Below are 23,975 nucleotides of genomic sequence, written 5' to 3'. Positions count from 1 at the left end.
ACCCGGAGCAACCTGCCCCCGGGGCACTCGTTCAACTTTACTAGGTCTTCCGGAGATCGTCAACCGGTTTCTCCCGGTTCACCCCATCTGCCCTAGTACCATCCCCGAGCCAGGCACGCAGCGACGCTGCGGTCCGTGGTTCGAAGGATTTGGCAGGACGGCCACCGCGGATCGCTCCGCTTGGTTGTCCGCATCCCTGCCGGCTCGGAAAACTTTACAGCGTCGTTCTCCGTGCTCCAAATCGGGTACCAGTATCTCGCGTCTGCGCAGGTCAACGCAGAGATACCGGAGAACCCGGGCGGCTGGCGTCTACCGTGCGCCACATGGAGGGCTCGATCGAACCAGGTTTCGAGGCGGTCGGCGAGGCGTTCGCCGCCGACCCGCGCGGCGGCTCCGCGCTGACCGTGCTGCACCACGGACACCCCGTAGTCGATATCCACGAGGGCTGGCGCGATGCCGCGCACACCGTCGCCTGGGACGCCGACACCTTGGTCAACGTCTACTCCGTCGGCAAGCCGATCATCGCCGCAGCCGTCCTGCTCCTGGTGCGGCGTGGCCTGATCGACCTGACGGCTCCGACCGCCGCTTACTGGCCGGAATTCCAGACCGATGCATCCGTACGCGATCTGCTGTCGCACCTGGCGGCCCTGCCGGCGTTTCCCGTTCCCCGACCCGCCGAGGCCTGGTCCGACTGGGATCAGCTCTGTGCCGACCTGGCCGCGGCTCAGCCGGAGTGGCAGCCCAACACCGTCGCCGCCGAGCACGCCCTGACCTACGGCCACCTGCTGGGCGAACTGATCCGCCGAGTGGACGGCCGTGCCCCGGCCCGGTTCGTGGCCGACGAAATCGCCGGCCCGCTCGGCCTCGACCTGGCCTTCGCCCTGCCCAGCCATGATCTGGCCAGGTGCGCCGAGCTCGAGTTCGAGACCCCCGACTGGCCCGCCAAAGTCCTGGGCACTCCTGGCTCCGTACACGCAAGGGCGGTTTCGAACCCCCCAGGTGCCCGCGACCTGGCCGTGGTCAACAGCCCTCTGTGGCGCCAGTCGGCCATCCCCTCGACCAACATCCACGCCACCTCACGTGCGATCGCCGGCTTTTACGCGGCAGTGGTGGACGGCCGGCTGCCGAGCCTGGCGATCCCGCAGTACACCGGCCCGGATCTGTTCATCGAACAGACCGTCACCTGGGGCCTGGGAGTCCAATTAGACCAGGACGGCACCTGGGGTCACGGCGGCCTCGGCGGCAACCTCGGCTGGGTCGACCCGGCCCGGGACACCGTCATCGCGTACGTGACCCGCCGCCTGGGCGACTTCACCGCCGTAGAGCGCATCGAAGAGGCTCTGCACCGGGCCGTGGACCGCAAAAGTCCTTAACCACGCCCGCCCGGCAGCCGATTCTCCTCGTCGCGGGAGTAAGGATCGCCGGCGGAGTTGAGGAGCAACAGCGGACCAGGGCTGGTGTCCGTAGCCTCAACTCCGCCGCCGATCGAGAAACTCCCCGCCGGTCAAGTAGCTCACCGCCGACCGACTCTCCCGCCGACCGAAGCGAGGCGATCGGTCCGCATCTATTCTGCGAACGGTCGACCGACAGCGAGGGCGGAATGAACCGACGCGGACGCCTACACCATCTGGAACTCTGGATGGACGACGCTACCTGCGACGAGGGCCCCTGGCCGTGGCTCCTGCACCGGCTCGGCTACACCGTCGACAGCACGTGGAAGACCGGCCGCAGCTGGATCAACGGCGACGCCTACATCGTGCTGGAATCCGGCCCGGCCCACACACGTGGCCGCCACGATCGGCTACGCAGCGGACTCAATCATGTAGCCCTGTGGGCCGGCACCCGCGATGAACTGGACGCGCTGGTGACCGACGCCGCTCAGCATGGCTGGACACTGATGTTCGCCGACCGGCACCCACACGCCGGCGGCCCGGACACATACGCCGCCTACCTGGAAGACCCCGCCGGCTTCGAGGTCGAGCTAGTAGCCGAGCATCCCTAACCGCCGACACGACACGATGCGAAGCGAAGCGAAGGTGCGACCGCAACCATCGACGGTCAGTTAGCTCGCGGCAGTGGGGGTGCGGGTGGCGAAGCCCCCGCCCGCGCGACGAAGTCGCGCAAAAGAAACGAGGCTGGCCGGCTCACGCTTTCCGTGAGCACCATCCAGCCCCAGACTCGTGGCCAGGGGCGGGGTCGAACCGCCGACCTTCCGATTTTCAGTCGGACGCTCGTACCAACTGAGCTACCTGGCCTTGGTGTTACTTGCGGTCCTGACGGGACTTGAACCCGCGACCTCCGCCTTGACAGGGCGGCGAGCACTCCAACTGCTCCACAGGACCTTGCTATGCAACTATGCCTTACCGTTCTGGCTTATCGGCAACATCTGCTGCCAACTTACCAGTGCCCCCAACGGGATTCGAACCCGTGCTACCGCCTTGAAAGGGCGGCGTCCTGGGCCACTAGACGATGAGGGCAACTCCGCCAGTATCGCACGTTGGCAACACTTCGCGGCGTAGACCCCAACCGGGCCCCGCTTGAGGCTTGGAAAGCATACGTGATCGACCGCCCGGTCTCCAAACCGGTATCCAGATAGCTTCTGATCTGCGGAAACGTCACGCCACCGCGGCTTGGACCAGCGAAACGGCCGGGCCGAGCGCGGTGAGCTGGGCCACCCCGGCGGGCAGGGTGGCGGGCCATCCGCGTCCGCCGGCGGCCAGTAGCAGGGGCGGGTGCGGGTGCTCGCGTACGCGGGCGAGCTGGTCGATGTCCCCGGTGCCGGCCGTGTGCGACCACAGCACCACGACCGCGGGCCCGGTGCGGGTCACCGCGTCGTCCAGGGCCTGCGGTGGCACCCGGGCGCCGAGTTGCCGGGACGCCACCCCGGCCTCGGCGAGCGCCGCGGCCAGCGCCTCCAGTGGCAGGGTGTGCTGCTCCTCGTCGGCGGCGGCCAGCAGCACCCGCGGGGACGACGCCGGCCGGGGTACCGCCCCGAGTACCTCGCTGACGCACCGCGAGATCAGGTGCTCGACCTCGACGAACCGCTGCGTGGCCTGGTGCCGCTCGCCGATCCCGGTCAGCACCGGCACGGCGACCTCATCCCACGCCGCGATCACTCCGCGCTCGGCGACCTCGCCCTCGAAGATGGCCCGCATCACCGGAGCGTCGAGCCGCATCGCCGCCCGTCCCAGACCGCGCGCCGCCGGCGCCACCGGCCCGAGGGGGATGACCTGGCCGCCACCGACACGGTCCGGAGCCGCCAAGAGGCCCGCGGAAACGGAGGAGAGGGCCCGTGCGGCCGCCTCGGCCGGCGCCACTCCCTGCGAGGTGAGCCGGAGCATCAGCTCGAGCCGGTTGAGGTCCTGCGCCGTGTACCGCCGATGCTGCCCGGGGACATGATGGCTCGGTCCCAGCCCGTACCGCTGATGCCAGGTGCGCAGCGTCGTGACCGCCACGCCGAGGCGACGGGCCACCGCTCCGGCGCTCAGCGCGTCATCGCCCACCCGGCTGCTCCAAAGCCAGGTGCTCGACCAGGCAGCCGGTCACCCCGGCGAGCCACGGCGCGTACCGCGCGGGATCGATCGACAACCCCGCGAGCAGCGCGGCCGGGTACTCCCAGCGCAGGTCCGCCACCTCGGCCGCGTCAGGCGAAAACACGTCAGGCGAAAACCGGTCAGGGGAAAACCGGTCGGGCGAAAACGCGTCAGGCGAAAACACGTCAGGCGAAAACCGGTCGGGCGAAAACCGGTCGGGCGCCGGGAGGTCGCCCAGCAGGACGTGGTCGTACTCGTGCTCGACCCGCCCGGTGGCCGGGTCCTCGGCCCGATAGGTGTAGACCCCGACGGGCGTGAGCGGCACCCCCGTCACGCCGAGCTCCTCCGCCAGCCGCCGCTGAGCGGCGACCCGGACGTCCTCGCCCGGCAGCGGGTGCCCGCAGCAGGTGTTAGCCCACCGCAGCGGGAACCGGGTCTTGACCGCCGCCCGCTGCTGCAGCAGCACCTGGCCGCTGGCCGGGTCACGGAGGAACACCGAGAACGCCCGGTGCAGACGCCCGGGCGCGACGTGCGCCGCTTCCACCGTCGCCTCCCCGATCGAGGTGCCGGACGGGTCGACGAGGTCGACGAGATGGGCTTCGCGGGCGATCGTCATGTCGATGCTCCTAGAGGAACTTCGCCGTCGAGGAGGTCGAGGAGGCGGTGATGCGGGCGGCGGCCAGCTTTCCCGAGATCAGGACCATCGGGACGCCGACGCCGGGTTGGGTGCCGGATCCGGTGAAGACCACGTTCGGGTACGCCGGATGCAGGTTGGCCGGCCGGAACGGTCCGGTCTGCCGGAACGTGTGCGCGGCCGCGAACGGCGTGCCGGCCGCCATCCCCTGGTCGGCCCAGTCGGCCGGGGTGACGATCCGCATCACCTCGATGCCGTCGCCGAAGCCCACGTAGCCGCGCCGCTCGAGCGTCCGCACCAGCGAGTCGGCGTACCGCCGGCCGAGGTCGCCACGCCAGTTCATCGGGCCGGCCTCGAGGTTGGGTACGGGAGCGAGCACGTAGTACGTCTTCGGGGTCGGGTTGGTCACCAGCAGCGACGGGTCGCTCATCAGCAACCCGTCCCGGATCACCTCGTCGAACGTGCGCCGCCACGACGCCCCGAAATGGATGTTGTGGTGCGCGATCTTCCCGTACGTCTGCCTCGAACCCACATGCAGCACCACGCAGGAGGGCGAGTAGCGCAGCCGGCGCGACCAGGCCGACGGCACAAGATCGCGATGAGCGATCGGCAGATCGGGGTTGAGCACGACCACGTCGGCCGGGATGCGGGAGCCGTCCGCGGTGATCACCCCGGTGGCCCGCCCGCCGTTGATCTCGACCCGGGTGACGGTGGTGTCGTAACGGAACTCGACGCCGTGTTTCTCGGCCGCGCCGGCCAGCGCCCGCGGAACCGCGTGCATGCCGCCCTTGGGGTAGAAGACGCCGGCCACCGAGTCGAGGTACGCGATGACCGCGTAGATCGCGAGGGCGTCGTGCGGCGCGAGCCCGGCATACATCGCCTGGAACGAGAAGATCCGCTGGGTGCGCGGGTCCCGGAAGAACTGGCCGATCTTGGTGTGCAGCCGGCGGAAGCCACCCATGCCGAGCAGCTTGAGCAGGTTGAGGTTGACCAGGTCGAGCGGGGTGTCCAGGTTGCGGCCGATGAAGTGGTCGCGTTCGAGCAACCACAGCTTGCGGGCGAAGTCGACGAAGCGCAGGTAGCCGTCGGCCTCGCGGGGTCCGCAGACCCGGGCGATCTCGGCGGCCATCCGCACGGTGTCGGTGCGCACGTCCAGTGTGGATCCGTCGGGGTAGTACGCCCGGTACGCCGGGTCGAGCGGCTGCAGGTCGAGCCAGTCGGACAGCCGCTCGCCGACGGCCGCGAGCGGCTCCTCGATCAGCGACGGCATGGTGAGCACGGTCGGCCCGGTGTCGAACTCGAAGCCGGAGTCGACGAGCCGCCCGGCCCGCCCGCCGGGGATCGGCTCCCGTTCGACGACGACGACCTGCCGGCCGGCCGCGGCCAGGTGCAGCGCGCAGGCCAGCCCGCCGAGCCCGGCCCCGACGATCACGACCCGTGAGGTGGGTCCCGGCACGAATCGCATGGTGGACATCATGCCGGGCGCCGGCTGGCGCGGACGGCCAGCTCGATCAGCGCCGTGCGGGCCTCGGTGGCGATCGGCGCGGCCGCCAGCACCGCGGTCGCGGCCGCCACCCGCTCCTGGATCATCGCTTCGACCTGCGAGGGGGCGCCGGTCGCGGCGATGGCCTCGGCGTCGGCCGGACAATCGGCGTTCTTCGAACGAGCGAGCAGCAGCAGCGTCGTCGGCTTCCCGCTGCGCAGGTCGTCATCGGCCGGCTTGCCGGTGACGGCCGGGTCGCCGAAGACGCCGAGCAGGTCGTCGCGCAGCTGGAACGCCTCGCCGACCAGGGCGCCGTAGCGCTCGAACGCGTCGTCCAGGGCGGGTGATGCCGGCCCGGCCAGCGCGAGCCCGAACTGCAGCGGCCGCTGCACGGTGTAGCTGGCGGTCTTGAGCCGGGCCACCAGCAACGCCCGGTCGACCGACCACTGCCCGGGGTCGCTCTCGCCGAGGACGTCCAGGTACTGCCCGGCGACCGCCTCGACCCGCATCCGGTCGTACCGGGCGCGGACCGCGAACAGCGTCGCGGTCGGCATCGGCGTGCGGGCGAGCAGTTGGTCGGCCCAGACCAGGCAGAGGTCGCCGACCAGGATCGCGGCCGACGTGCCGAAGCGGGCGCCGTGCTGCCGCTCGAAGATCCGGTGGGCGGTGGGCCGGCCGCGCCGGGTGGCCGACTCGTCCATCACGTCGTCGTGCACCAGCGCGAACGTGTGCATCAGCTCGAGCGCGGCGAGCGCCGGGAGGACCGGCTCGACCGGGTCGTCGCTGACCGCGCGCCACCCCCAGTAGGCGAAGGTCGGCCGCAGCCGCTTGCCGCCGGCCAGCACCAGGTCTCGTGCGGTGCGGGCGAGGCCGCCGAGTGCCGGGTCGGTGGCGTCGAGCACGGCGATCTGCGCGGTTAGGAAGTCGGCCAGCGTGCCCTCGATCGCGTCGAGCAGCGGCGTGGGGCGGCCGGTCTGGCGGGGAAGCGGTCGCCACCGGTTTCCCTCGAGGGTGTCGTTGGCCACGAGACGTACCGTACCCTAGGTTTGAGGTTGCGTCGATTCGTGCGTCGATTTGAGAGGGGTCCCCGGTGGAAGCGGACCTGGCCGGCGCCTATGCGCGCTGCCGCGCCCTGCACAAGCAACACGGCCGCACCTACTACCTGGCGACCCGCTTGTTACCCGCCTGGAAGCGTCGTCATGTGCACGCGCTCTACGGATTCACCCGCTGCGCCGACGAGATCGTCGATCGCACCGAGGCGCTGCCGCCCGACCAGCGGGCCGCGCGGCTGGCCGAGTGGTCCGACCGGTTCGTGGCCGGGCTGCGCGGCGAGCCGGTGGACGATCCGCTGCTGCCCGCAGTCCTGCACACCATCGCCGTGTTCGACCTGGACGTCGACGACTTCGTGACGTTCCTGCGGAGCATGGCGATGGATCTCACGATCACGTCATATGAGACCTATGACGACCTCCTCGAGTACATGGAGGGGTCGGCCGCCGTGATCGGCACCATGATGCTGCCCATCCTCGGCACCTCCGATCGGATCGCCGCGCGCGAGCCCGCCCGGCAGCTCGGCTTCGCGTTCCAGCTCACCAACTTCATCCGGGACGTCGCCGAGGACCTCCAGCGCGGTCGCGTCTACCTGCCGGTCGAGGACCTGACCCGGTTCGGCCTCACGCGCGCCGACCTCCGACCGGGCAACCCCAAGATCAAACCCTTGATTGCGTACGAGGTGGGCCGGGCGCGCCGCCATTACGCCTACGCCGCCCCCGGCATCCCCCTGCTCGAGCCCGCCTCGCAGGCCTGCATGCGCACCGCCTACCTGCTCTACGGCGGCATCCTCGACGAGGTGGAAGCGGCCGACCACGACGTCTTCGCCCGGCGCGCGACGGTCCCGAACAGCCGCCGAGCCTCGGTCGTGATCCGCAGCCTGCTCACCAAGCCGGGGACCGAGGTGCGGGGATGACCCGTACCGCGGTCGTGCTGCTGACCCGGGACCTTCGGGTGCTGGACAACCCGACGCTGGCCGCCGCCTGCGCGAACGCCGACCGGGTCGTCCCGCTCTTCGTGCTCGACCCCAGGCTCGGCGGGCTCTCGCCGAACCGGTCCCGCTTCCTGCACCAGTCGCTCGCCGGGCTGCGTACGTCGTTACGCGAGCGCGGTGGCGACCTGGTCCTGCGGCACGGCGACCCGGCCGAGGAGACGCTGAAGGTCGCCCGCGAGGTGGGCGCGACCATGCTCGGCGTGGCGGCGGACGTCAGCGCGTACGCCCGCAAGCGGGAGGCTCGCCTGCGCACGGAATGCGATCGCAACCGGATCGCGCTGCGGCTGTTCCCCGGGGTGACGATCGTCGATCCGGGCGCGCTGCGGCCGAGTGCCGGCGGCGATGCGTATCGGGTGTTCACGCCCTACCATCGGGCCTGGATCGGCGCGAAGTGGCGGGACGAGGTCGGCACGCCGCGCCGGATCACCCTGCCGGAGATCGCGGCCGGGCCCCTGCCGGCGACACCGGCCGGGGAGTCGCCGGACGCCGCGCCGGGCGGCGAGACCGAGGGCCGGCGCCGGCTCGCCGCATGGTTGCGCGGCATCGACGCGTACGCCGAGAAGCACGACGACCTCCCGGCCGACGAAACGAGCCGGCTCAGCCCGTACCTGCGCTTCGGATGTCTCTCCCCGCTGGCGGTGGCGAACGCCGCGATGGCCCGCAACGCCGAGCCCTTTCTGCGGCAACTCTGCTGGCGCGACTTCTACTACCAGGTCGCGCTCGCCTTCCCGCGGCTCTCCACCGCGGCGCTGCGGCCGGCCGCGAACGACGAGTGGCGCGACGATCCGGAGGCGCTGCGGCACTGGCAGGACGGGCTCACCGGGGTGCCGATCGTCGACGCCGGGATGCGCCAGCTGCGCGCCGAGGGCTGGATGCACAACCGGGCCCGGCTGATCACCGCGGCGTTCCTCACCAAGCACCTGGGCGTCGACTGGCGGCTCGGCGTGCGGTGGTTCTTCCGATGGCTGCTCGACGGGGACGTGCCGAACAACTCCGGCAACTGGCAGTGGGTGGCCGGAACCGGGAATGACACCCGGCCCTATCGGCGCTTCAATCCGATCCGGCAGGCCCGCCGCTTCGACCCCGACGGCGCGTACGTGCGGCGTTACCTGCCCGAGCTGGCCGGCATCGACGGAGCCGCGGTGCACGAGCCGTGGCGCCTTCCGGACGACGAACGGAGCAAAGTGGACTATCCGGGTCCGCTGGAGTCACATCGCGACGAGGCGGTGTGGCTGCGGCCGTGAGCCCGGGTCAGTTGTCGTCTTCCCAGCGGCTCTTGCCGTCGTCCTCGCCCGGTTTGCAGACCAGCCGGTCGCCGGCCGAGCCGCGCGCCTTCGTACCGGCCGGGGCGCAGTAGTCGCCGACGACCGCGGCGGTCGTGTGTCCGGGCACCGGCTTGCGCGGCAGCAAGGAGACCTGCCGAGCCTCCTCCGACTCCGACTCCGACTCGGGCCGGGCCCGGTCCTCGGCCGGCGAGCCGATGCGCCCGCCCTCCGGCGGGGCGCCGGTCGCGCTGGGCAGGGTGGTGACGATCGTCCTCGCCGCGGGTGCCGCCTTCGACGGGGACGGATCGGTCACCGCCGCGTTGTCGGTGGCGACGCCCGGTTCGCCCTGTCCGGACACGGCCAGCAGGCCGAAGAACAACGCGCCGCCGAGCAGCGCCACAAACAGCAGCGCCGGTGCCACGAACGAGCCTCGGCGGGACGCCTGCGGAGAGGTCACCGGTAAACCTTTACCCGACTCGGTGACCCCGTCGATGGGCCCTTTGTCCATGGCAACACGGAGATCCGGCGGAACCTGAGAGGCGAAGGGGCATCGGTGCCGCTCATTCCCGCCCCACGGTGTCCTGGATCACCGCTCGGAGCGCCGCCACGCCGGTCCGGCCGGTGATCTCCGGGCGGTAGGCGAGGCCGGGCGGCCAGTCGCGGCCGAGGGCGACCCAGGCCGTACGCAGTCCGGCCGCGTGCCCGCCGCCGATGTCTTTCTCCGCGCTGTCGCCGACCATCCAGCCGGTCTCCGAGAGCCGAATACCGGCCGCGGCCGCCGCGATCTCGAAGATGCGCCGGTCGGGTTTGCCGACGCCGGCGCCCTCGGAGATCGTCCAGCCGGCGACCAGCCGGTCCAGACCGGTGCGCCGCAGCTTGGCCTCCTGCTGGGCCACCGTGCCGTTGGTCACCACGAACGGCACGAGACCGGCGGCCGTCGCATCGGTCAGCACCTGGGCGACCTGCGGATCGGGCGCCAGGTTCGCCACCATCCCGGCCCGCAGCTCGGTGAGCACCTGCCGCTCGTCGCCCCCGTACCTCGCCGCGATCATTGCGGCCAGCGTTTCGCGCCGCTCGTAGCCGTCCCGGTCCGCCTCGACCAGCCAGCGAACCTCGGATTCGCCGAAGCGGGACTCCGCCCAGGCCTTGTAGGCCGCGCGACGGTCAACGAGAGTGTTGTCCAGATCGACAAGCAACAACATCAAATGATTCTGACAGGCGCTTTTTCAAGGAGGAGCGGCGTGCTGACATTCACGAATGCGGCGGAACAGGCGGCGTGGACCTTGGCGGAGGCGCTCAGCGAGAAGGCTTTCGCCGCGATGAAGCAGGCCGAGGAGGCCGCCGAGGCGTTCCGCCTGGGCAAGATGGCGATGCGGCGCCAGTTCAAGGCGCGGGGCATGTCCGAGGTGGATGCCGACATCCGCTGGTCGGGGACGAGCCAGTCGAAAAAGGCGCTCTCCGACAACCAGTGGTACATGGCGCAGGCGGCGATGTACAACGAGGCCGCGGCGGCGCAGTACGCGAAGGCGCTCTACCTCAAGAAGAGCTGATCCCGGTCACGGCTCAGGCCGCTCGATGGCGCAGCGTGGCGACCGTCGAGCCGGCCAGGGCGAGCAGGCAGTCCGGCAGTTGGCCGTCGGCGATCGCGGCGCCGAACAGGGCCTCGCCGGTCGAGATGTCGCCGTTCACGTACGCGCTCACGAACCGGGCCACCCAGCGCTTGTCGTAGCGCGCGTCGTCGATGCCGGGAAAGTCGAGGGTCCAGGCGCCGCCGGACGGGATCTGCCCGACCATGGTGGCCGCGAGGCACCAGGCGACGTCGTACGCCCCGACGACGCCGGACCGGTCGACGACCGCGTCGAACGTGTCGACCACAGCATCGCTGTCGCCGCTGAGCGCACTCTGCAGAACCAGCGCCGCGTCGTCGAAAGCGTGCTGCGGTACCTCCGTCACGTGAAGAAAGGTACGTGGATCGGTCAAGGAACGCTCGCGGACGGGCCAACAAGCACCGGATTTCACGCTCCGCGCAGAAGACAGGTGATCCGGGCGGTGCAGATCCGCTCATCCAGGTCGTCGGTGAGGACCACCTCGTAGGTCACCATCGTCCGGCCGCGGTGCACCGGCGTCGCCACCCCGGTGACCAGCCCGGACCGCACGCCCTTGTGATGGGTGGCGTTGATGTCCACGCCCACCGCGAACGGCCGGTCCACGGTCTGCCCGTGCAGCACCGCGCCGACCGAACCGAGCGTCTCGGCGAGGACGCAGGAAGCGCCGCCGTGCAGCAGCCCGTACGGCTGGGTGTTGCCCTCGACCGGCATGGTGCCGACCACCCGCTCGGCGGTGGCCTCGAGGAGCCGGACGCCCATCCTCTCGCCGAGGGAGCCGCCGCCCCCGGTGGAGAGCAGGGTCTGTAAGGCGTCGGCCGCAATGTCCATGACGGGCAAGGTTACCGCCTGGTCACCTGCTTTCCTGCGACTTCGATCACAAGGCCCGGGTCGCGCCGGTGGCCCGCTGGTCCTACTGTTCCTCTGACCAATCGAGCCCCTCGAGGGAGATTCCATGACCGAGCCGCAGGAGACCGTGGAGACGCGCGGCGACAGCCGCGTCGACCTGATCGCCAACGACACGACCGGCGACGGCAAGCCGGACGTGTGGGTGTCCGACACCGACGGGGACGGCAAGCCCGACCTGTTCCAGTTCGACACCGACGGCGACGGCAAGGTCGACATCACCATGGTCGACCTCGACCAGGACGGCAACCCGGACACGATCGTCGATGGCGACGGCGGGCTTCCGCCGCAGGTCTGAGGTCGTTTCAGGCGCCGCCGAGCGCGGAAAGGGCCACCCACAGGACGGCGATCGCCACGATGGTGGTGACGATCGTGGAGGCCGTGTGCCGCCACGATCGCGGCCCGGCGATCGCCTCCGGGTGGCCCAGCTCGCGCAACAGCCGGCGCCGCTCCCGTACGTCGTCACGATTTGCCGCCGAGACCCCGCCCGGCCCATCCGGTCGACCCAGCTCGCCGGTCCCGCTCAGCTCGGCCGTCTCGCTCAGCTCGGCCGTTCGGCTCAGCTCGACCGCCAGCCGGGCCTGGGCGCTTTGCAGCTGACGTACCGCCCGGCGCCCGGCGCGGCCGGCCCGTTCGCCGGCGTATCGGCGGGCCGCCGCCCGCTTCGCGCCGGAGCGCAGCGCGTCCAGCTCGCCCTCCGTGATGAGCTCCGGATCGCGCAGCGTGCCGAGCCGCTCGACGTAGTAGTCAGCCTCCCGGTCATGCGCCCGCCGCACCAGCACCAGGATCAGCACCAGCGGCGGCAGCCCTTTGAGCAACAGCACCCCGAGCAGCGCCGGCGCGCCGTTGCCGACGCCGTCGCCGAGCAGCGGCGAGTTCCACAGCACGTGCGACGCCCAGGCGCCGAGGAAGGCCAGCAGGGCCGCGCCGATCCGATGGGCCGGCCGCCGGTCGCGCCGCACCACCAGGTAGCCGATGCCGGCCCCGACCAGCGCGCCGAACAGCGTGTGGCTCCACACCCCGGAGAGGAACCCACGCAATAGGAAGGTGGCGATCACCGGCTGGATCTGGTCGCCCTGCCCGGCCAGTGCCACCGCACCGACCGCGAAGACGATGTCCTCGACGATCTGGAAGCCCAGGCCGACCATCGCGCCGTAGACGACGCCGTCCAGCACGCTGTTCACCTGCGCGCGGGCGACCAGCACGATCGCCACCACGCCGAGCGTCTTCGCGGTCTCCTCGACCGAGGGCGCGGACAGTGCGGCGCCCCAGTCGGCGGCCAGGTGCGGCGAGCCGAGCTTGGCGACCAGGTCCTCCAGCGCCGTGCTGGCCGGGATCGACACGCTGGTCGCCACGAGTCCGCCCCAGGCGAAGGCGAGCACCAGCAGCTCGATCGGCTCCCGCTCGAGAAAGTCCAACTCGGCGACGACCAGCCAGAACGGCACCGCGAGCAGCCCGAACAGCACGACCGCCGCGGCCGTTGCGACCGGGTACGCCGAGGCCAGCCGCCCGGCGATCTGTGCCATCCGGATCGCGCCCGCCAGCAGCAGCGCGGCCACCACCCAGAACGCCGGGACGCGAGCGAGCGCGGAGAGCCGAGCCCCGCTCGGCGCGGGCCGGACCGCGTCCGCCGTCACCGCTCCCGCCCGTCGGTCTGCACCGTACGGGTGCTCGCCTCGATCTGCGGCAGGGTGCGTGCCAGGTCGAGATCGGTGCCGCTGACGGTGACCTCGATGGTCAGGCCGTCGGCGACGAAGACCGCGTAGCGCCCGCTGCGTCCGGGGGCGGAGTAGCCGCCCTGCAGCCCGTCCAGCCCGCCGGCCGTGGTGACGGCCAGCTGCGGGCCGGTGACCTGATATCCGGAGGTGGCGGTGATCCGGTGCCGGAGCCGCTCGCCGGCCGTGCGCAGGTCCCCGTCGAAGGGACGGACGGCGACCTGGTACTGCACCGTGCCGAGCCGGAAGAGTGCGGTGCCGGTCGAGCCGCCGGGCCGGGTCACCGTGACGTCGAGGGTCGCGCCGGCCGGCGGGACCACCGTGACGCCGGCGCCGACCAGGTAGGGCTCGTCGGCCCGGACCGGGCGGGTGTCCGGTAAGGATCGGTCGATCGCGGGCAGCCCGAAGGCCAGGCCGCCGAGGGCGGCGACGACACCGAACGCACCGAGGATGCTCATCAGCTCACGCCGGGTGATCCTCGCCATGACACCACGCTAATCGGTGACGCCGGCCGTTCGGGCCGTTCGGCCATTGTGGAGACTAGATCATTCGGCCTTATTACGGATTTGTCCGTTTAACGACAGATACGCCGGCGGCACCGCGAGGGTGAGCCAGACCCCGTTCTCGCTGCGGTGGAAGACGTGTCCGCCGGCGGCCATGGTCGCCGCGTCCACCTCGAACACCACCACGTCGGCCGAGCGCCGCCGGCCGACCGCCAGCGCGGTGGGCACGTCCTTCGAGAGGTGTACGTGATGCCGGCTCCGCGGGCGCAGGCCGTCCCGCCGGATCGCCTCGACGTTTTCCCGCGGGGTCCCGTGGAACAGCACCGCGGGCGGCTCGGCCGGCGGCAGTCCGAGGTCGACCTCGACCCGGCGGGAATGCCCCTGGCTGGCCCGGATCCAGTCCACGCCGTCGTCGCGGCGGGCGATCGCGAATCGGGCCTTGTCGTTGTTCTCCACGATCAGGTCGAGCTCGGCGCGGGTGATGCCCAGCGCGCCGATCAGGTCGGCGACCGGCACCCAGCCGTTCGCGTCGAGGGCGAGGCGCGCCGACTCCGGCCGGTGCCGCAGGACCAGCGAGATCCGCCGACTGAGCCGGACCTGGTCGCGGCTCAGTTCCGTCATGTCATCAGCTCCATGACGGCAAGGTAGTAAGGCCGGTCTTCCAGGTCGACCGATTTCAGCCGCCACCCCGTCCCGGCCAGCAGTTTCTCCAACTCCTCGGGGGAGCAATTCAGGTAGTCGAACCAGTCGGTGGCCAGCCGCCGGTAGCGCAACCGAAGCCGAAGCTGGCCACCGATCCGGCCGCGCTCGCGGTTGCGCTGGTGGTACTCCACATGCACCGGATCGGTGGTGCCGTACGGGTCGGTGCCCTGGGCGATAATCCGGGCGCCCGGCTTGGCCAGGCGGGCGAGGGCGGCCAGGAAGACGGGGGCGCGCTCGGCGCTCTCCAGGAGACCGAGGTTGTTGCCGAGCAGCAGAAAGGTGTCGTATCTGGTGGCGGCTTTCTCGGCGTACACGTCAATGGTTGTCACCACGGTGTCGCGCAAGCCGCGTCGCCTGGCGATCTCGATCGCGCCCGGCGAAGTGTCCAGGCCGGTGACCGCCATGCCGCGTCGCTGCAGTTCGACGGCGGTCCGGCCGGCGCCGACGCCGACGTCGAGCACCTGGCCCCGGCAGAGGCGCAGGGCCCGGTGATCGTGCGGTTGCCATTCGTCCGGCTCGGCCAGGTAATGGTCGACCGGTGCGCCGTTGATCAGGCCGTCGTCCCGTTCGATCACCTCGATCACCGGGCGCGGCACCCGGCCGCCGGCCAGCGGTCGCGGCCCTACGCCGGTCCGCACCGCGTACGCGTCCCTGATCATTTCGCCGAAGACGTCGCCGATCGGAGGCTGATCCACTGTTCGAGGATACGAAGAAGGGGCGGTCGCCTTCCCCAGCGCACGCCCCTTGCAACGATGCTACGTCTCGACCGAAGTCCGTTCAGTCACCCTGACGCTGCGTGGGAATCTGTCCCTGCAGCAGGGCGCGAACCTCCGACTCCCGGTAACGGCGGTGGCCGCCCAGCGTGCGGATTGCACTGAGCTTGCCGGCCTTCGCCCACCGGGTGACGGTCTTCGGGTCGACGCGGAACATCGACGCCACCTCGGCCGGCGTTAGTAGCGGCTCAGGATCATGCGTACGCGATGCCATCGGTCACTCCTCCACAGGTACCTATAGACATCGGCCGGGGTCCCGCCGGCCGGTGCGTCTCTCATGGTCCGGCTAGTCCCCGATGTCCGACATGGGCCGAACGGACGAACGTCCCCAGATAGACGGATGAAGCATGCCCGATTTTTCCGTGTTTTCTACGCCAGATAGTGCCGCGTTTAGTCCGATTATCACGCTTCGGCGAGCCGTGATTACGAAGAGTATTCGCCTCGGGAGCGTTCCCACGGCCGTCGCATTATCGGGACAAGTCCGCTTTTGGCGGGTCAGTTACAGCGCTCCAGAAGCTGCACCTTGCGCCATCGATCGACGAGCTTCTCGTACGCCTCGGAGGCGGCGTCCGCGTCGCCCCGGGATAGGGCGGAAAGTCCGGCTGCCACGAGTCCGGGGGAATCGTCCTCGGCGAGGTCGTCATTCGGGAGGAGGTTGACGAGGCCGCCGTAGTCGAGCTCCACGATCGACCGGGGATGGAACTCCTCCAGCCAGCGGGTGCCCTCCTCGACCGCCTCGGTGATCGGCGCGTCGCCCAGCGATTTGCGCAGCACCGAGACGCCGCGGTGAGCCCGGCGGCGGGCCTTGGAGATCTCGGTGCGGTAACGCAGCGTGCGCCGGCCGGCGGCCAGCTCGATCTCCCGCTCGTCCAGGTCGATGAAGACGAACCAGCGCAGTGGTACGCCCCAGGTCGCGATCTGCTCGTGCACCCGGGGAACGCCGTGCTCGAGCACCTTGGCCCCGCTGCGCCAGTCCTCGACGATCGCCCGGGCCTGGCCGGCCAGGACCGGCGGCACGAACGCGTCGGCCAGCACGCTGGGCACGCCGTCCCGGGCGTTCAGCGCCGCCTCGGCCACCCGCAGGCGCAGGTTCCATGGGCAGACCAGCAGGGTGTCGCCCCACTCCAGCACGTACGCCTCGTCGGGCAGGTCGGGCAGGCGGGTCCACCCCGCGCCGAGCGCCTCGAGCACGGCGGTGCGCTGCTTGACCGGGCCGTCGACCGGGCCCAGGGCACGACCCTCGCGGGCGTACCGGCGCCAGAAAACCTGGCGCTCCCGGTCGAAGGCGGTCAGCGGTTCGTAAACCCGAAGGTACGACGCGAACAGTGACGGCACGGCGCGATCCTTTCACGAATTTCGCCGCCGCGAACTTCCCGTGCGGGCGTAATCACGGACTAAGCCGCCCCACGGCTGCAACCCCGTTGCGAGTCAGTCCGACTACGCTCGCTATGTCCGGCAAGACCCCAGCCGGAGCACCGGCCCCACAAGGGCCACGACCAGATCAGGAGAGCAGCGATGGGCGTGTTCGACACCGACGGCACCGACGCCAGCGGGCACGAACAGGTCGTCTTCTGTCAAGACCGGCAGAGCGGTCTGAAGGCGATCATCGGAATCTATTCCACGGCCCTCGGGCCGGCCCTCGGCGGCACCCGCTTCTATCCGTACGCGAGCGAGGCGGACGCCCTCGCCGACGTGCTCAAGCTGTCCCAGGGCATGGCGTACAAAAACGCTCTCGCCGGGCTCGACCTGGGCGGCGGCAAGGCGGTCATCTGGGGCGACCCGGGCCGGACCAAGTCCGAGGCGCTGCTGCGCGCGTACGGCCGGTTCGTCGAGTCGCTGCACGGCCGTTACTACACCGCCTGCGACGTCGGCACGTACGTGCCGGACATGGACGTCATCGCCCGCGAGACCCGCTACGTGACCGGCCGCAGCGTCGAGCACGGCGGGGCCGGCGACTCCTCGATCCTGACCGCCTGGGGCGTCTTCCAGGGCATGCGCGCCGCCGCCGAGCACACCTGGGGCTCGCCGACGCTGCGCGGCCGCACGGTCGGCATCGCCGGCCTCGGCAAGGTCGGCAAATACCTGGCCGGCCACCTGATCGACGACGGCGCCACGGTGGTCGCCACCGACGTCAACGAGGCCGCGCTGGCCTGGGCCCGCGCCGCGCACCCGCAGATCGAGCTGGTGCCCGACACGCAGGCGCTGATCACCTCCGCGATCGACGTGTACGCGCCCTGCGCCCTCGGCGGCGCTCTGGACGACGACACCGTCCACGCCCTGCGTGCCAGGGTCGTGACCGGCGGCGCCAACAACCAGCTGGCCCACCCCGGCATCGAGAAGGCACTCGCCGAACGAGGCATCCTCTACGCACCCGACTACGTGGTGAACGCCGGCGGCGTGATCCAGGTGGCCGACGAGATCGAGGGCTTCAACTTCGAGCGGGCCAAGCTGCGCGCCACCGGCATCTTCGAGACCACCAAGCGGATCCTCGCGCTCGCCGACGAGGAGGGTGTCTCGCCCGCCGTCGCGGCCGATCGCCTGGCCGAGCAGCGGATGGCCGAGGTCGGCCGGCTGCGCACGATCTACCTCGGCTGAGATACCGGCGGAACAACCGTTTAGTCCCGTTTAGGGGAACGAGCGGTGCGGTGGAAGTGGCTGCCGCGCGTTCCGCGGTGTAAAACCGGCGACGCGCGGCAGTGTCACACGCAACCCGAGGTGCCGAAGGCGGCATCGTCCATGTACCGTAAGACCCACGAGAGATGCCTGACGTCATCGGGGCCCGCCTTTGGGCTGCCCCGAATTCTGTGCGAGGGGGTCGAGCCATGGGGCGCGGCCGTGCTAAGGCCAAGCAGACGAAGGTGGCCCGGGAGTTGAAATATCACTCCCCGAACACCGACCTCACCGCCTTGCAGCGCGAACTGGCGGGTGCCAGTAAGTCCGATCGTCATTTCGACGACGACAACGATGAGTTCGTCGACGACGACGAGGACGACGCGGACGACGACCAGGACTCCTGGTCGCCAACAAGGCGCTGACTGACCCGTATTGCACAGAGCACGCGGCTGACCGCGTGCTCCCGTGTGTCGCGGTCAACTTCCCACGGTTCAAACAACACTGAAGCCCACGCGGGTTCGCCACCCGCGTGGGCTTCGAAGCCGGCCCCCGGCGCAGTGTCCTCCGAACCGCCAAACCCCCAGCGCGCTTCCGCTCGCCCACATCCAGCCGCGACTCGTACCGCGCCCAGCCGGCCGCCGCCACCCACAACTCGGGCAACTTCCGCCCAGTCAGCCAGCCGCGCCCTGCGAAACCCCCACCACGCCAGCCATCCGACGCTGCCTTGTTCCTGCGGGGACTCCCACCACGTCAGCTGACCGATGCTGCCCGATACCTGCGGGGACCCTCACCACGCCAGCTGACCGATGCTGCCCGATACCTGCGGGGACTCCCATCCACGTCAGCTGACCGATGCTGCCCGATACCTGCGGGGACTCCCATCCACGTCAGCTGACCGATGCTGCCTCGTCCCTGCGGGGACCCTCACCACGTCAGCTGACCGATGCAGCCTTGTCCCTGCGGTGACTCCCGCCCAGTCCAGCCACCGCGATCGCCCCGCTGATGAGGAGGCAGCCGATTTTCGTCGCCGCGGGGTTTGCGGTGCCGAAAATCGGCTGCCTCCTCATCAGCACCCGAAGGGGCGATCGCCCGCGGAGCGAAGCGGAGCCAGCCAGCTCAGCCGCACGGGACCCCAAAAGCGCCAACTCACCCCGAACGGGACCAGCCCACCCAGCCGCACCCCGCGCAAAACCAACCCACCCAGCCAAGCCCCCGCAAAACCAGCCCACCCAGCCAAGCCCCGCACAAAACCAACCCACCCAGCCAAGGCCCCCCGCAAGACCAGCTCACCCAGCCAAGCCCGCACAAAACCAACCCACCCAGCCAAGCCCCGCGCAAGACCAGCTCACCCAGCCGCACCCGGCGCAAGACCAGCTCACCCAGCCGCACCCCGCGCGGGACCAGCCCACCTAACGCGGCCGATTGTTCCAGTTATAAAACGTCGGGATGTTCTCAAAATGGTTCCAAGCACACACCGCAGACCCGTCGCTCTCTTCGCGCTTCTCCCGGGCCGCTTCCGCCTCCGCGATGAGGGCGGCCAACCCGGCCCGGGTGTCTCGCACCCGTGCCGTCACCGGATCGACTCCCACGGTTTCTGGCTGCACAGCCTCAGACTGCCGTGGGTTGGTGATCTCGGGCATGGTCCAGCACTCCCTCCAATAGGCGAATCTTGCTGTTGCGGCAGTGGTCGGTCTCGGTCACGTCGAACCGGCCATGTTCGAAGTAGCGGTTCGCGGCGTGGGCGCCCCCGCAGAATCCGAAGTACGGGCAGCTTTCCCGGCACGCCTCGACCCCGCGCTGGAACTCGGCGATCCACGGCGTCCCGGCGGCGCCGGCGAGGATCTCCCCCAGCGGCGTGCTGAGCACGTTGCCACTGGTGAAGTCGCCGTAGCGGGGATCGTGGAAGCCGGCCAGCTCGGGCGAGAGCAGCACCACCGAACCGTCGTACGCGATTGTCGGGATGGGGTCGAGGCGGCGTGGCAGCAGTTCGTCGGCAGTGCCGTCGAGCACCGCGCCCGCGTACCGTAGCGACCACTCCACCTCGCGCAGGTGGATCCGCGGATCTTGCCGCCAGGCGCCGACGAGCTCGGCCCAGAACGCGGTTACCGCCGCGGCGTCGTGCCGGTTGGCCCGATTGTTCACGCCCTCCCGCTCCTCGACGTTGATCCCGAGGACTTCGCAGCCCAGGTCGAGGAAGTACGCGTACAGCTCCGCGGCGATGCCCGGCCGCGGGTCGCCGACGACGCAGAGCGCCGAGAACGGGATCCGGTGCCGGCGAAGCGTTTCGATGCCGCGCAGAATCCGGTCGTACGCGGGTTTGCCGCCCCGGTTGATCCGCTCCCCGTTGCGCGCCTCCGGCCCGTCCACGCTGACGCTGACCCGGATGTCGTGTTCGGCGAAGAACTCGCACCAGGCGTCGTCGATCAGCGTCGCGTTGGTCTGCACGTGGTGCTCGACCGCCGGGTCGAACGGGGCGAGCAGCGCGGCCAGGTGGTCACGCCCGGTAGCCAGCGGCTCGCCGCCGTGCCACACCACCGAGAACCGGCCGGCCCGGGCGAAGGGCGACACCGACTCGGCGACGGCGGCGGCCACCGCGACCGACATCCGGTGGTCCGTCGAGCGGAACGGAAGGTAACAGTAGGAACAGTCGAGATTGCAGAGCGTGTTGGGCTGCATCACCACGTAGGTCGGGACGGCGGCGATTCCGCGCATCCCGCTCCACTTTTCGGCCATGTGCACCCCCGTCGTGCGTCCGCCTAGAGGCTAGGCCGCCCGATCCAGCCCGTACATGAAAGATCCGCGGGCGTCACAAATAGACACGCGCGGATTCTTCCATCGAATCGGTCAGCCGCGGGTGTACTGACCCATCATCTGCACCTCACCGGTGCCGTCGATGATCTCGCCGACCTGCCAGGCTTCGACGCCCCGGCCGGTCAGGTAGGCCATCGCACGGTCGGCGTCGTCGGAGGAGACGACCGCGAACATGCCCACGCCCATGTTGAACGTGGCCTCCATCTCGGTGTCCTCGATCCGGCCTTTGGCCTGGATGAGGTCGAAGATGGGCTGGGGCCGCCAGGTCGAGCGGTCGACCACCGCGTCGACGTGCTCGGGCAGCACGCGCACCAGGTTGCCCGGGATGCCGCCGCCGGTGACGTGCGAGAACGCGCGGACCTCGGTCTCCTCGATGAGGCCCAGGCAGTCCTTCGCGTAGATCTTGGTGGGGGTAAGCAACTCCTCGCCGAGGGTGCGCTGCGTGCCGAAGTCGTCGACGACCGAGTCGAGCCGCATCCGGCCGGCGCCCAGCAGCACGTGCCGGACCAGGGAGTAACCGTTCGAGTGCAGGCCGGACGACCGCATCGCGATCACCGCGTCGCCCACCTCGACCCGCTCCTTGCCGAGGATCTCGCTCTCCTCGACCACGCCGACGCCGGTCGCGGACACGTCGTACTCGTCGGGGCGCAGCACCCCGGGGTGCTCGGCCGTCTCGCCGCCGAGCAGGGCGCAGCCCGCGTACCGGCAGCCGTCGGCGATGCCCGCGCCGATCTCGGCGACCTTGTCCGGCACGACCTCGCCACAGGCGATGTAGTCGAGCAGGAACAGCGGCTCGGCCCCGCACGCCACCAGGTCGTCGACGACCATGGCGACCAGATCGATGCCGATCGTGTCGTGGATGTCGAGCTGCTGGGCGATGACCAGCTTGGTGCCGACGCCGTCGGTCGACGAGGCCAGGATCGGGCTCTTGTACTTCTGCGTGTTCAGCCGGAACAGGCCGGAGAAACCGCCCAGATCGCCCATCACCTCGGGCCGGGTGGTCTTCTTGACCTTCGACTTGAGCAGTTCCACGGCGCGGTCGCCGGCCTCGATCGAGACGCCGGCCTCCGCGTACGTGACCGACCGCTTGCGAGCGCCTCGGCCGGAACCCGCCGTCCAGGGCCGGCGATCGCCTTCGGCGCCGTTGGATCCGGCACTGTTGCGCTCGGACACGTGGGTCACGGTTTTCTCCTTGGAGCTACGCGGTTTGTGAAGATCACGGGTGCTGCAGGGCGTTGCTGCCGCCCGGACTGCTGACCAGGCGAGATGCCGCCCGGTCGTCGTACTCCGCCTCGAGCTCGGCCACCGCCGCGGTGGCCGCCTCGGCGGACGCGGACGGCATCGACGCCCGCTTGCCGACGCCCTCGAGCAGGTGCTTGCCGATCAGGTTGCCGGCCGGCAGCTCGATCGGGTACCGCCCGTCGAAGCACGCCATGCAGAGGCGCGACTTCGGCTGCTCGGTCGCCTGCACCAGGCCGTCCAGGGAAACATAACCCAGGGAGTCGGCGCCGATCGAGCGCCGGATCCCGTCGATCTCCAACCCGTTCGCGATCAGCTCGGCGCGGGTGGCGAAGTCGATGCCGTAGAAGCAGGGCCATTGGACCGGCGGCGAGGAGATGCGCACGTGCACCTCGAGGGCGCCGGCCTCGCGCAGCATCCGCACCAGGGCGCGCTGCGTGTTGCCGCGGACGATCGAGTCGTCGACCACGACCAGGCGCTTGCCGCGGACCACCTCGCGCAACGGGTTCAGCTTGAGCCGGATGCCCAGCTGGCGGATGGTCTGCGAGGGCTGGATGAAGGTCCGCCCGACGTACGCGTTCTTGGTGAGCCCGGCGCTGTACGGGATGCCGGAGGCCTCCGCGTACCCGATCGCGGCCGGTGTGCCCGACTCGGGCACCGGGATGACCAGGTCGGCCTCGACCGAGTGCTCCTTGGCCAGCCGGCGGCCGATCTCGACGCGAGCCGAATACATGTTCCGGCCGGCGATCGTGGTGTCGGGGCGGGCCAGGTACACGTACTCGAAAAGGCAGCCCTTGGGCTCGGGCGCGGCGAACCGGTTGGATCGCAGGCCGTGCTCGTCGACCGCCAGCATCTCGCCGGGCTCGACCTCGCGCACGAAGCTGGCGCCGACGATGTCGAGGGCCGCCGTCTCGCTGGCGATCACCCAGCCGCGTTCCATCCGGCCGAGCACCAGCGGGCGTACGCCCTGCGGGTCGCGCGCCGCGTACAGCGTGTTCTCGTCCATGAAGACGAAGCTGAAGGCGCCCCGCAGCCGCGGCAGCACCTCGAGCGCCGCGGCCTCGACCGACAGATCGGGGCGGCCGGCCAGCAGGGTGGTCACCAGGGCGGTGTCGCTGGTGGCGCCGATCTCGGACGAACCCCCCGCCTCGAGGCCTCGCTCGGCGACCTCGCGGGCGAGCTCGGCCGTGTTGACCAAGTTGCCGTTGTGCGCCAGGGCGATCGTCGTGCCGGCCGTGGTGGCACGGATGGTGGGCTGGGCATTTTCCCAGTTCGAGCCGCCGGTCGTGGAGTACCGCGTGTGCCCGATGGCCAGGTGGCCGCGCAGGCTCGCCAGCGTGGGCTCGTCGAAGACCTGCGAGACGAGGCCGAGGTCCTTGTAGACCACCACTCCCGAGCCGTCACTCACCGCGATGCCGGCCGCCTCCTGCCCGCGGTGCTGGAGAGCGAAGAGCCCGAAATAGGTAAGTTTGGCTACCTCTTCCTCGGGCGCCCAGACGCCGAAGACGCCGCAGGCATCCTGGGGGCCGCGCTCCTGGGGGTCGAGATCGTCGGTCAACCGGCCGTCGCCTCGGGGCACCTGTCGCTCCCTGTGATCGTCTCCAAACGGAACTCAGCTGCTCGAAACCGCTGGTCCGCTCCGATCGCCAAGTGTACGCGAGGCCGCGGGCGTCGGCTCGGGCTCAGCCCGGTGGAGGCTCGGCGCCCAGCGGCAGAAATTCCGTGAGATCGGTGCGGATGCCGCTCGCCCGCAGGCGTCCGTCACGCAGCGCATCCGCCCAGCTCACACGCTCCGTGGCGACCAGCACCCAGGTGACCGGGTCAGTTTCGACCACATTGGGGGGTGTGCCGCGGGTGTGCCGGGGACCGGCGACACACTGAATCGCACCGAAAGGTGGAACTCGCACCTCCACCGAACGGCCAGGTGCTCGACGGGACAACTCGGCCAGCAGTGCTCGCACAGCGTCACGCAGGACCGTACGCTCGGGTTCCACGCCTTGATCCAGCGCGTCCAACGCCTGTTTCACGGACTCGGATTTATTGTGCGCAGGGGACACGTCGGGACGATACGACCCGACCTGCCGAGATTGGTACGCGCCCCTGGGTCGCGCAATGGGCGTGCGACAAGGCATAGTGGCCGACGGTGTTTT

Annotated in this window: 27 protein-coding genes and 3 tRNA genes; 8 read left to right on the top strand and 22 right to left on the bottom strand. The window is 70.4% G+C overall.

Features of this window, described 5'->3' with window-relative positions:
• The first annotated feature begins 323 nt into the window (after positions 1-323).
• Positions 324-1,373: a serine hydrolase domain-containing protein gene (locus ODJ79_RS31725; protein ID WP_263027297.1), complete on the top strand. Its 1,050-nt coding sequence runs from the start codon at positions 324-326 to the stop codon at positions 1,371-1,373.
• Positions 1,374-1,639: 266 nt separating this feature from the next.
• Positions 1,640-2,002, top strand: coding sequence for a VOC family protein (locus ODJ79_RS31720; protein WP_263027296.1), 363 nt, complete (start codon positions 1,640-1,642; stop codon positions 2,000-2,002).
• Between the two features lie 179 nt (positions 2,003-2,181).
• On the opposite strand, the gene ODJ79_RS31715 is transcribed toward ODJ79_RS31720, so the two are convergent.
• From ODJ79_RS31715 to ODJ79_RS31685, 7 genes are all read right to left on the bottom strand, one after another.
• Positions 2,182-2,255 (bottom strand) — tRNA-Phe (locus ODJ79_RS31715).
• 13 nt (positions 2,256-2,268) lie between these two features.
• Positions 2,269-2,342, bottom strand: a tRNA-Asp gene (locus tag ODJ79_RS31710).
• A gap of 62 nt (positions 2,343-2,404) precedes the next feature.
• Positions 2,405-2,477 (bottom strand) — tRNA-Glu (locus ODJ79_RS31705).
• A gap of 138 nt (positions 2,478-2,615) precedes the next feature.
• A complete protein-coding gene (locus ODJ79_RS31700; RefSeq protein ID WP_263027295.1) occupies positions 2,616-3,503 on the bottom strand; it encodes a MerR family transcriptional regulator in 888 nt (295 codons plus the stop codon).
• Entirely contained in the window at positions 3,493-4,149 is a 657-nt protein-coding gene (gene idi, locus ODJ79_RS31695) for an isopentenyl-diphosphate Delta-isomerase (RefSeq protein ID WP_263027294.1), read from the bottom strand. Before idi ends, ODJ79_RS31700 begins: the two co-directional genes overlap by 11 nt.
• 10 nt (positions 4,150-4,159) lie before the next feature.
• Positions 4,160-5,632 (bottom strand): phytoene desaturase family protein, encoded by a 1,473-nt coding sequence (gene crtI, locus ODJ79_RS31690; protein ID WP_263027293.1) that lies wholly within the window; start codon positions 5,630-5,632, stop codon positions 4,160-4,162.
• An 8-nt stretch (positions 5,633-5,640) separates the two neighbouring features.
• Positions 5,641-6,675 (bottom strand): polyprenyl synthetase family protein, encoded by a 1,035-nt coding sequence (locus tag ODJ79_RS31685; RefSeq protein WP_263027292.1) that lies wholly within the window; start codon positions 6,673-6,675, stop codon positions 5,641-5,643.
• Between the two features lie 65 nt (positions 6,676-6,740).
• Between ODJ79_RS31685 and ODJ79_RS31680 the strand changes: the two genes are divergently transcribed.
• Positions 6,741-7,616: a phytoene/squalene synthase family protein gene (locus tag ODJ79_RS31680; RefSeq protein WP_263027291.1), complete on the top strand. Its 876-nt coding sequence runs from the start codon at positions 6,741-6,743 to the stop codon at positions 7,614-7,616.
• Positions 7,613-8,938: a cryptochrome/photolyase family protein gene (locus ODJ79_RS31675; RefSeq protein WP_263027290.1), complete on the top strand. Its 1,326-nt coding sequence runs from the start codon at positions 7,613-7,615 to the stop codon at positions 8,936-8,938. Before ODJ79_RS31680 ends, ODJ79_RS31675 begins: the two co-directional genes overlap by 4 nt.
• Before the next feature lie 7 nt (positions 8,939-8,945).
• Here ODJ79_RS31675 and ODJ79_RS31670 read toward each other — a convergent pair whose 3' ends face one another.
• On the bottom strand, positions 8,946-9,416 hold the full coding sequence (locus tag ODJ79_RS31670; RefSeq protein WP_263027289.1) for a hypothetical protein: 471 nt from the start codon (positions 9,414-9,416) through the stop codon (positions 8,946-8,948).
• Between the two features lie 103 nt (positions 9,417-9,519).
• Positions 9,520-10,161 (bottom strand): HAD family hydrolase, encoded by a 642-nt coding sequence (locus tag ODJ79_RS31665; protein WP_263027288.1) that lies wholly within the window; start codon positions 10,159-10,161, stop codon positions 9,520-9,522.
• 39 nt (positions 10,162-10,200) lie between these two features.
• Between ODJ79_RS31665 and ODJ79_RS31660 the strand changes: the two genes are divergently transcribed.
• On the top strand, positions 10,201-10,509 hold the full coding sequence (locus tag ODJ79_RS31660; protein WP_263027287.1) for a hypothetical protein: 309 nt from the start codon (positions 10,201-10,203) through the stop codon (positions 10,507-10,509).
• Positions 10,510-10,522: 13 nt separating this feature from the next.
• Here ODJ79_RS31660 and ODJ79_RS31655 read toward each other — a convergent pair whose 3' ends face one another.
• Together ODJ79_RS31655 and ODJ79_RS31650 are read right to left on the bottom strand one after the other, a co-directional pair.
• The gene (locus ODJ79_RS31655) at positions 10,523-10,912 is read right to left on the bottom strand and encodes a hypothetical protein (RefSeq protein ID WP_263027286.1); all 390 of its coding nucleotides are present in this window, start codon (positions 10,910-10,912) and stop codon (positions 10,523-10,525) included.
• A gap of 62 nt (positions 10,913-10,974) precedes the next feature.
• The gene (locus ODJ79_RS31650) at positions 10,975-11,394 is read right to left on the bottom strand and encodes a hotdog fold thioesterase (RefSeq protein ID WP_263027285.1); all 420 of its coding nucleotides are present in this window, start codon (positions 11,392-11,394) and stop codon (positions 10,975-10,977) included.
• 124 nt (positions 11,395-11,518) lie between these two features.
• Between ODJ79_RS31650 and ODJ79_RS31645 the strand changes: the two genes are divergently transcribed.
• Positions 11,519-11,767, top strand: coding sequence for a hypothetical protein (locus tag ODJ79_RS31645; protein WP_263027284.1), 249 nt, complete (start codon positions 11,519-11,521; stop codon positions 11,765-11,767).
• Positions 11,768-11,774: 7 nt separating this feature from the next.
• Here the strand turns inward: ODJ79_RS31645 and ODJ79_RS31640 are convergent, their stop codons facing one another.
• The 6 genes from ODJ79_RS31640 to ODJ79_RS31615 all read right to left on the bottom strand — a co-directional run bounded on the left by ODJ79_RS31640 (position 11,775) and on the right by ODJ79_RS31615 (position 16,497).
• Positions 11,775-13,106, bottom strand: coding sequence for a PrsW family intramembrane metalloprotease (locus ODJ79_RS31640; protein ID WP_263027283.1), 1,332 nt, complete (start codon positions 13,104-13,106; stop codon positions 11,775-11,777).
• Positions 13,103-13,669 (bottom strand): hypothetical protein, encoded by a 567-nt coding sequence (locus tag ODJ79_RS31635; protein ID WP_263027282.1) that lies wholly within the window; start codon positions 13,667-13,669, stop codon positions 13,103-13,105. Before ODJ79_RS31635 ends, ODJ79_RS31640 begins: the two co-directional genes overlap by 4 nt.
• 60 nt (positions 13,670-13,729) lie before the next feature.
• Complete coding sequence (locus tag ODJ79_RS31630; protein ID WP_263027281.1) at positions 13,730-14,308, bottom strand: RNA 2'-phosphotransferase; 579 nt, start codon at positions 14,306-14,308, stop codon at positions 13,730-13,732.
• Positions 14,305-15,048 (bottom strand): class I SAM-dependent methyltransferase, encoded by a 744-nt coding sequence (locus ODJ79_RS31625; RefSeq protein WP_263027303.1) that lies wholly within the window; start codon positions 15,046-15,048, stop codon positions 14,305-14,307. The genes ODJ79_RS31630 and ODJ79_RS31625 overlap by 4 nt, the downstream gene beginning before the upstream one ends.
• A 118-nt stretch (positions 15,049-15,166) precedes the next feature.
• Positions 15,167-15,376: a BldC family transcriptional regulator gene (locus ODJ79_RS31620; protein ID WP_014687221.1), complete on the bottom strand. Its 210-nt coding sequence runs from the start codon at positions 15,374-15,376 to the stop codon at positions 15,167-15,169.
• Positions 15,377-15,657: 281 nt separating this feature from the next.
• On the bottom strand, positions 15,658-16,497 hold the full coding sequence (locus tag ODJ79_RS31615) for a hypothetical protein (protein ID WP_263027280.1): 840 nt from the start codon (positions 16,495-16,497) through the stop codon (positions 15,658-15,660).
• 180 nt (positions 16,498-16,677) lie between these two features.
• Between ODJ79_RS31615 and ODJ79_RS31610 the strand changes: the two genes are divergently transcribed.
• Both ODJ79_RS31610 and ODJ79_RS31605 read left to right on the top strand, forming a co-directional pair.
• A complete protein-coding gene (locus tag ODJ79_RS31610) occupies positions 16,678-17,757 on the top strand; it encodes a Glu/Leu/Phe/Val family dehydrogenase (protein ID WP_263027279.1) in 1,080 nt (359 codons plus the stop codon).
• A 227-nt stretch (positions 17,758-17,984) separates the two neighbouring features.
• Positions 17,985-18,197: a DUF3073 domain-containing protein gene (locus tag ODJ79_RS31605; protein WP_030438447.1), complete on the top strand. Its 213-nt coding sequence runs from the start codon at positions 17,985-17,987 to the stop codon at positions 18,195-18,197.
• 987 nt (positions 18,198-19,184) lie between these two features.
• Here the strand turns inward: ODJ79_RS31605 and amcA are convergent.
• The 5 genes from amcA to ODJ79_RS31580 form a co-directional block, all read right to left on the bottom strand.
• Positions 19,185-19,415 (bottom strand): multiple cyclophane-containing RiPP AmcA, encoded by a 231-nt coding sequence (gene amcA / locus ODJ79_RS31600; protein WP_263027278.1) that lies wholly within the window; start codon positions 19,413-19,415, stop codon positions 19,185-19,187.
• Positions 19,384-20,487 (bottom strand): cyclophane-forming radical SAM peptide maturase AmcB, encoded by a 1,104-nt coding sequence (gene amcB, locus ODJ79_RS31595; protein WP_317620719.1) that lies wholly within the window; start codon positions 20,485-20,487, stop codon positions 19,384-19,386. The genes amcA and amcB overlap by 32 nt, the downstream gene beginning before the upstream one ends.
• A 132-nt stretch (positions 20,488-20,619) precedes the next feature.
• Positions 20,620-21,768 carry a phosphoribosylformylglycinamidine cyclo-ligase gene (gene purM, locus ODJ79_RS31590; protein ID WP_263027276.1) on the bottom strand — a complete coding sequence of 383 codons (1,149 nt, stop codon included), beginning with the start codon at positions 21,766-21,768 and terminating at the stop codon, positions 20,620-20,622.
• A gap of 34 nt (positions 21,769-21,802) precedes the next feature.
• On the bottom strand, positions 21,803-23,404 hold the full coding sequence (gene purF, locus ODJ79_RS31585; RefSeq protein WP_263027275.1) for an amidophosphoribosyltransferase: 1,602 nt from the start codon (positions 23,402-23,404) through the stop codon (positions 21,803-21,805).
• Between the two features lie 103 nt (positions 23,405-23,507).
• Positions 23,508-23,882 carry a sterol carrier family protein gene (locus tag ODJ79_RS31580; protein WP_263027274.1) on the bottom strand — a complete coding sequence of 125 codons (375 nt, stop codon included), beginning with the start codon at positions 23,880-23,882 and terminating at the stop codon, positions 23,508-23,510.
• Positions 23,883-23,975: the final 93 nt, after the last annotated feature.

This window comes from Actinoplanes sp. KI2 (genome assembly GCF_025630775.1).
Lineage (GTDB): Bacteria > Actinomycetota > Actinomycetes > Mycobacteriales > Micromonosporaceae > Actinoplanes.
This window is presented reverse-complemented; position numbering and strand designations above follow the sequence as displayed.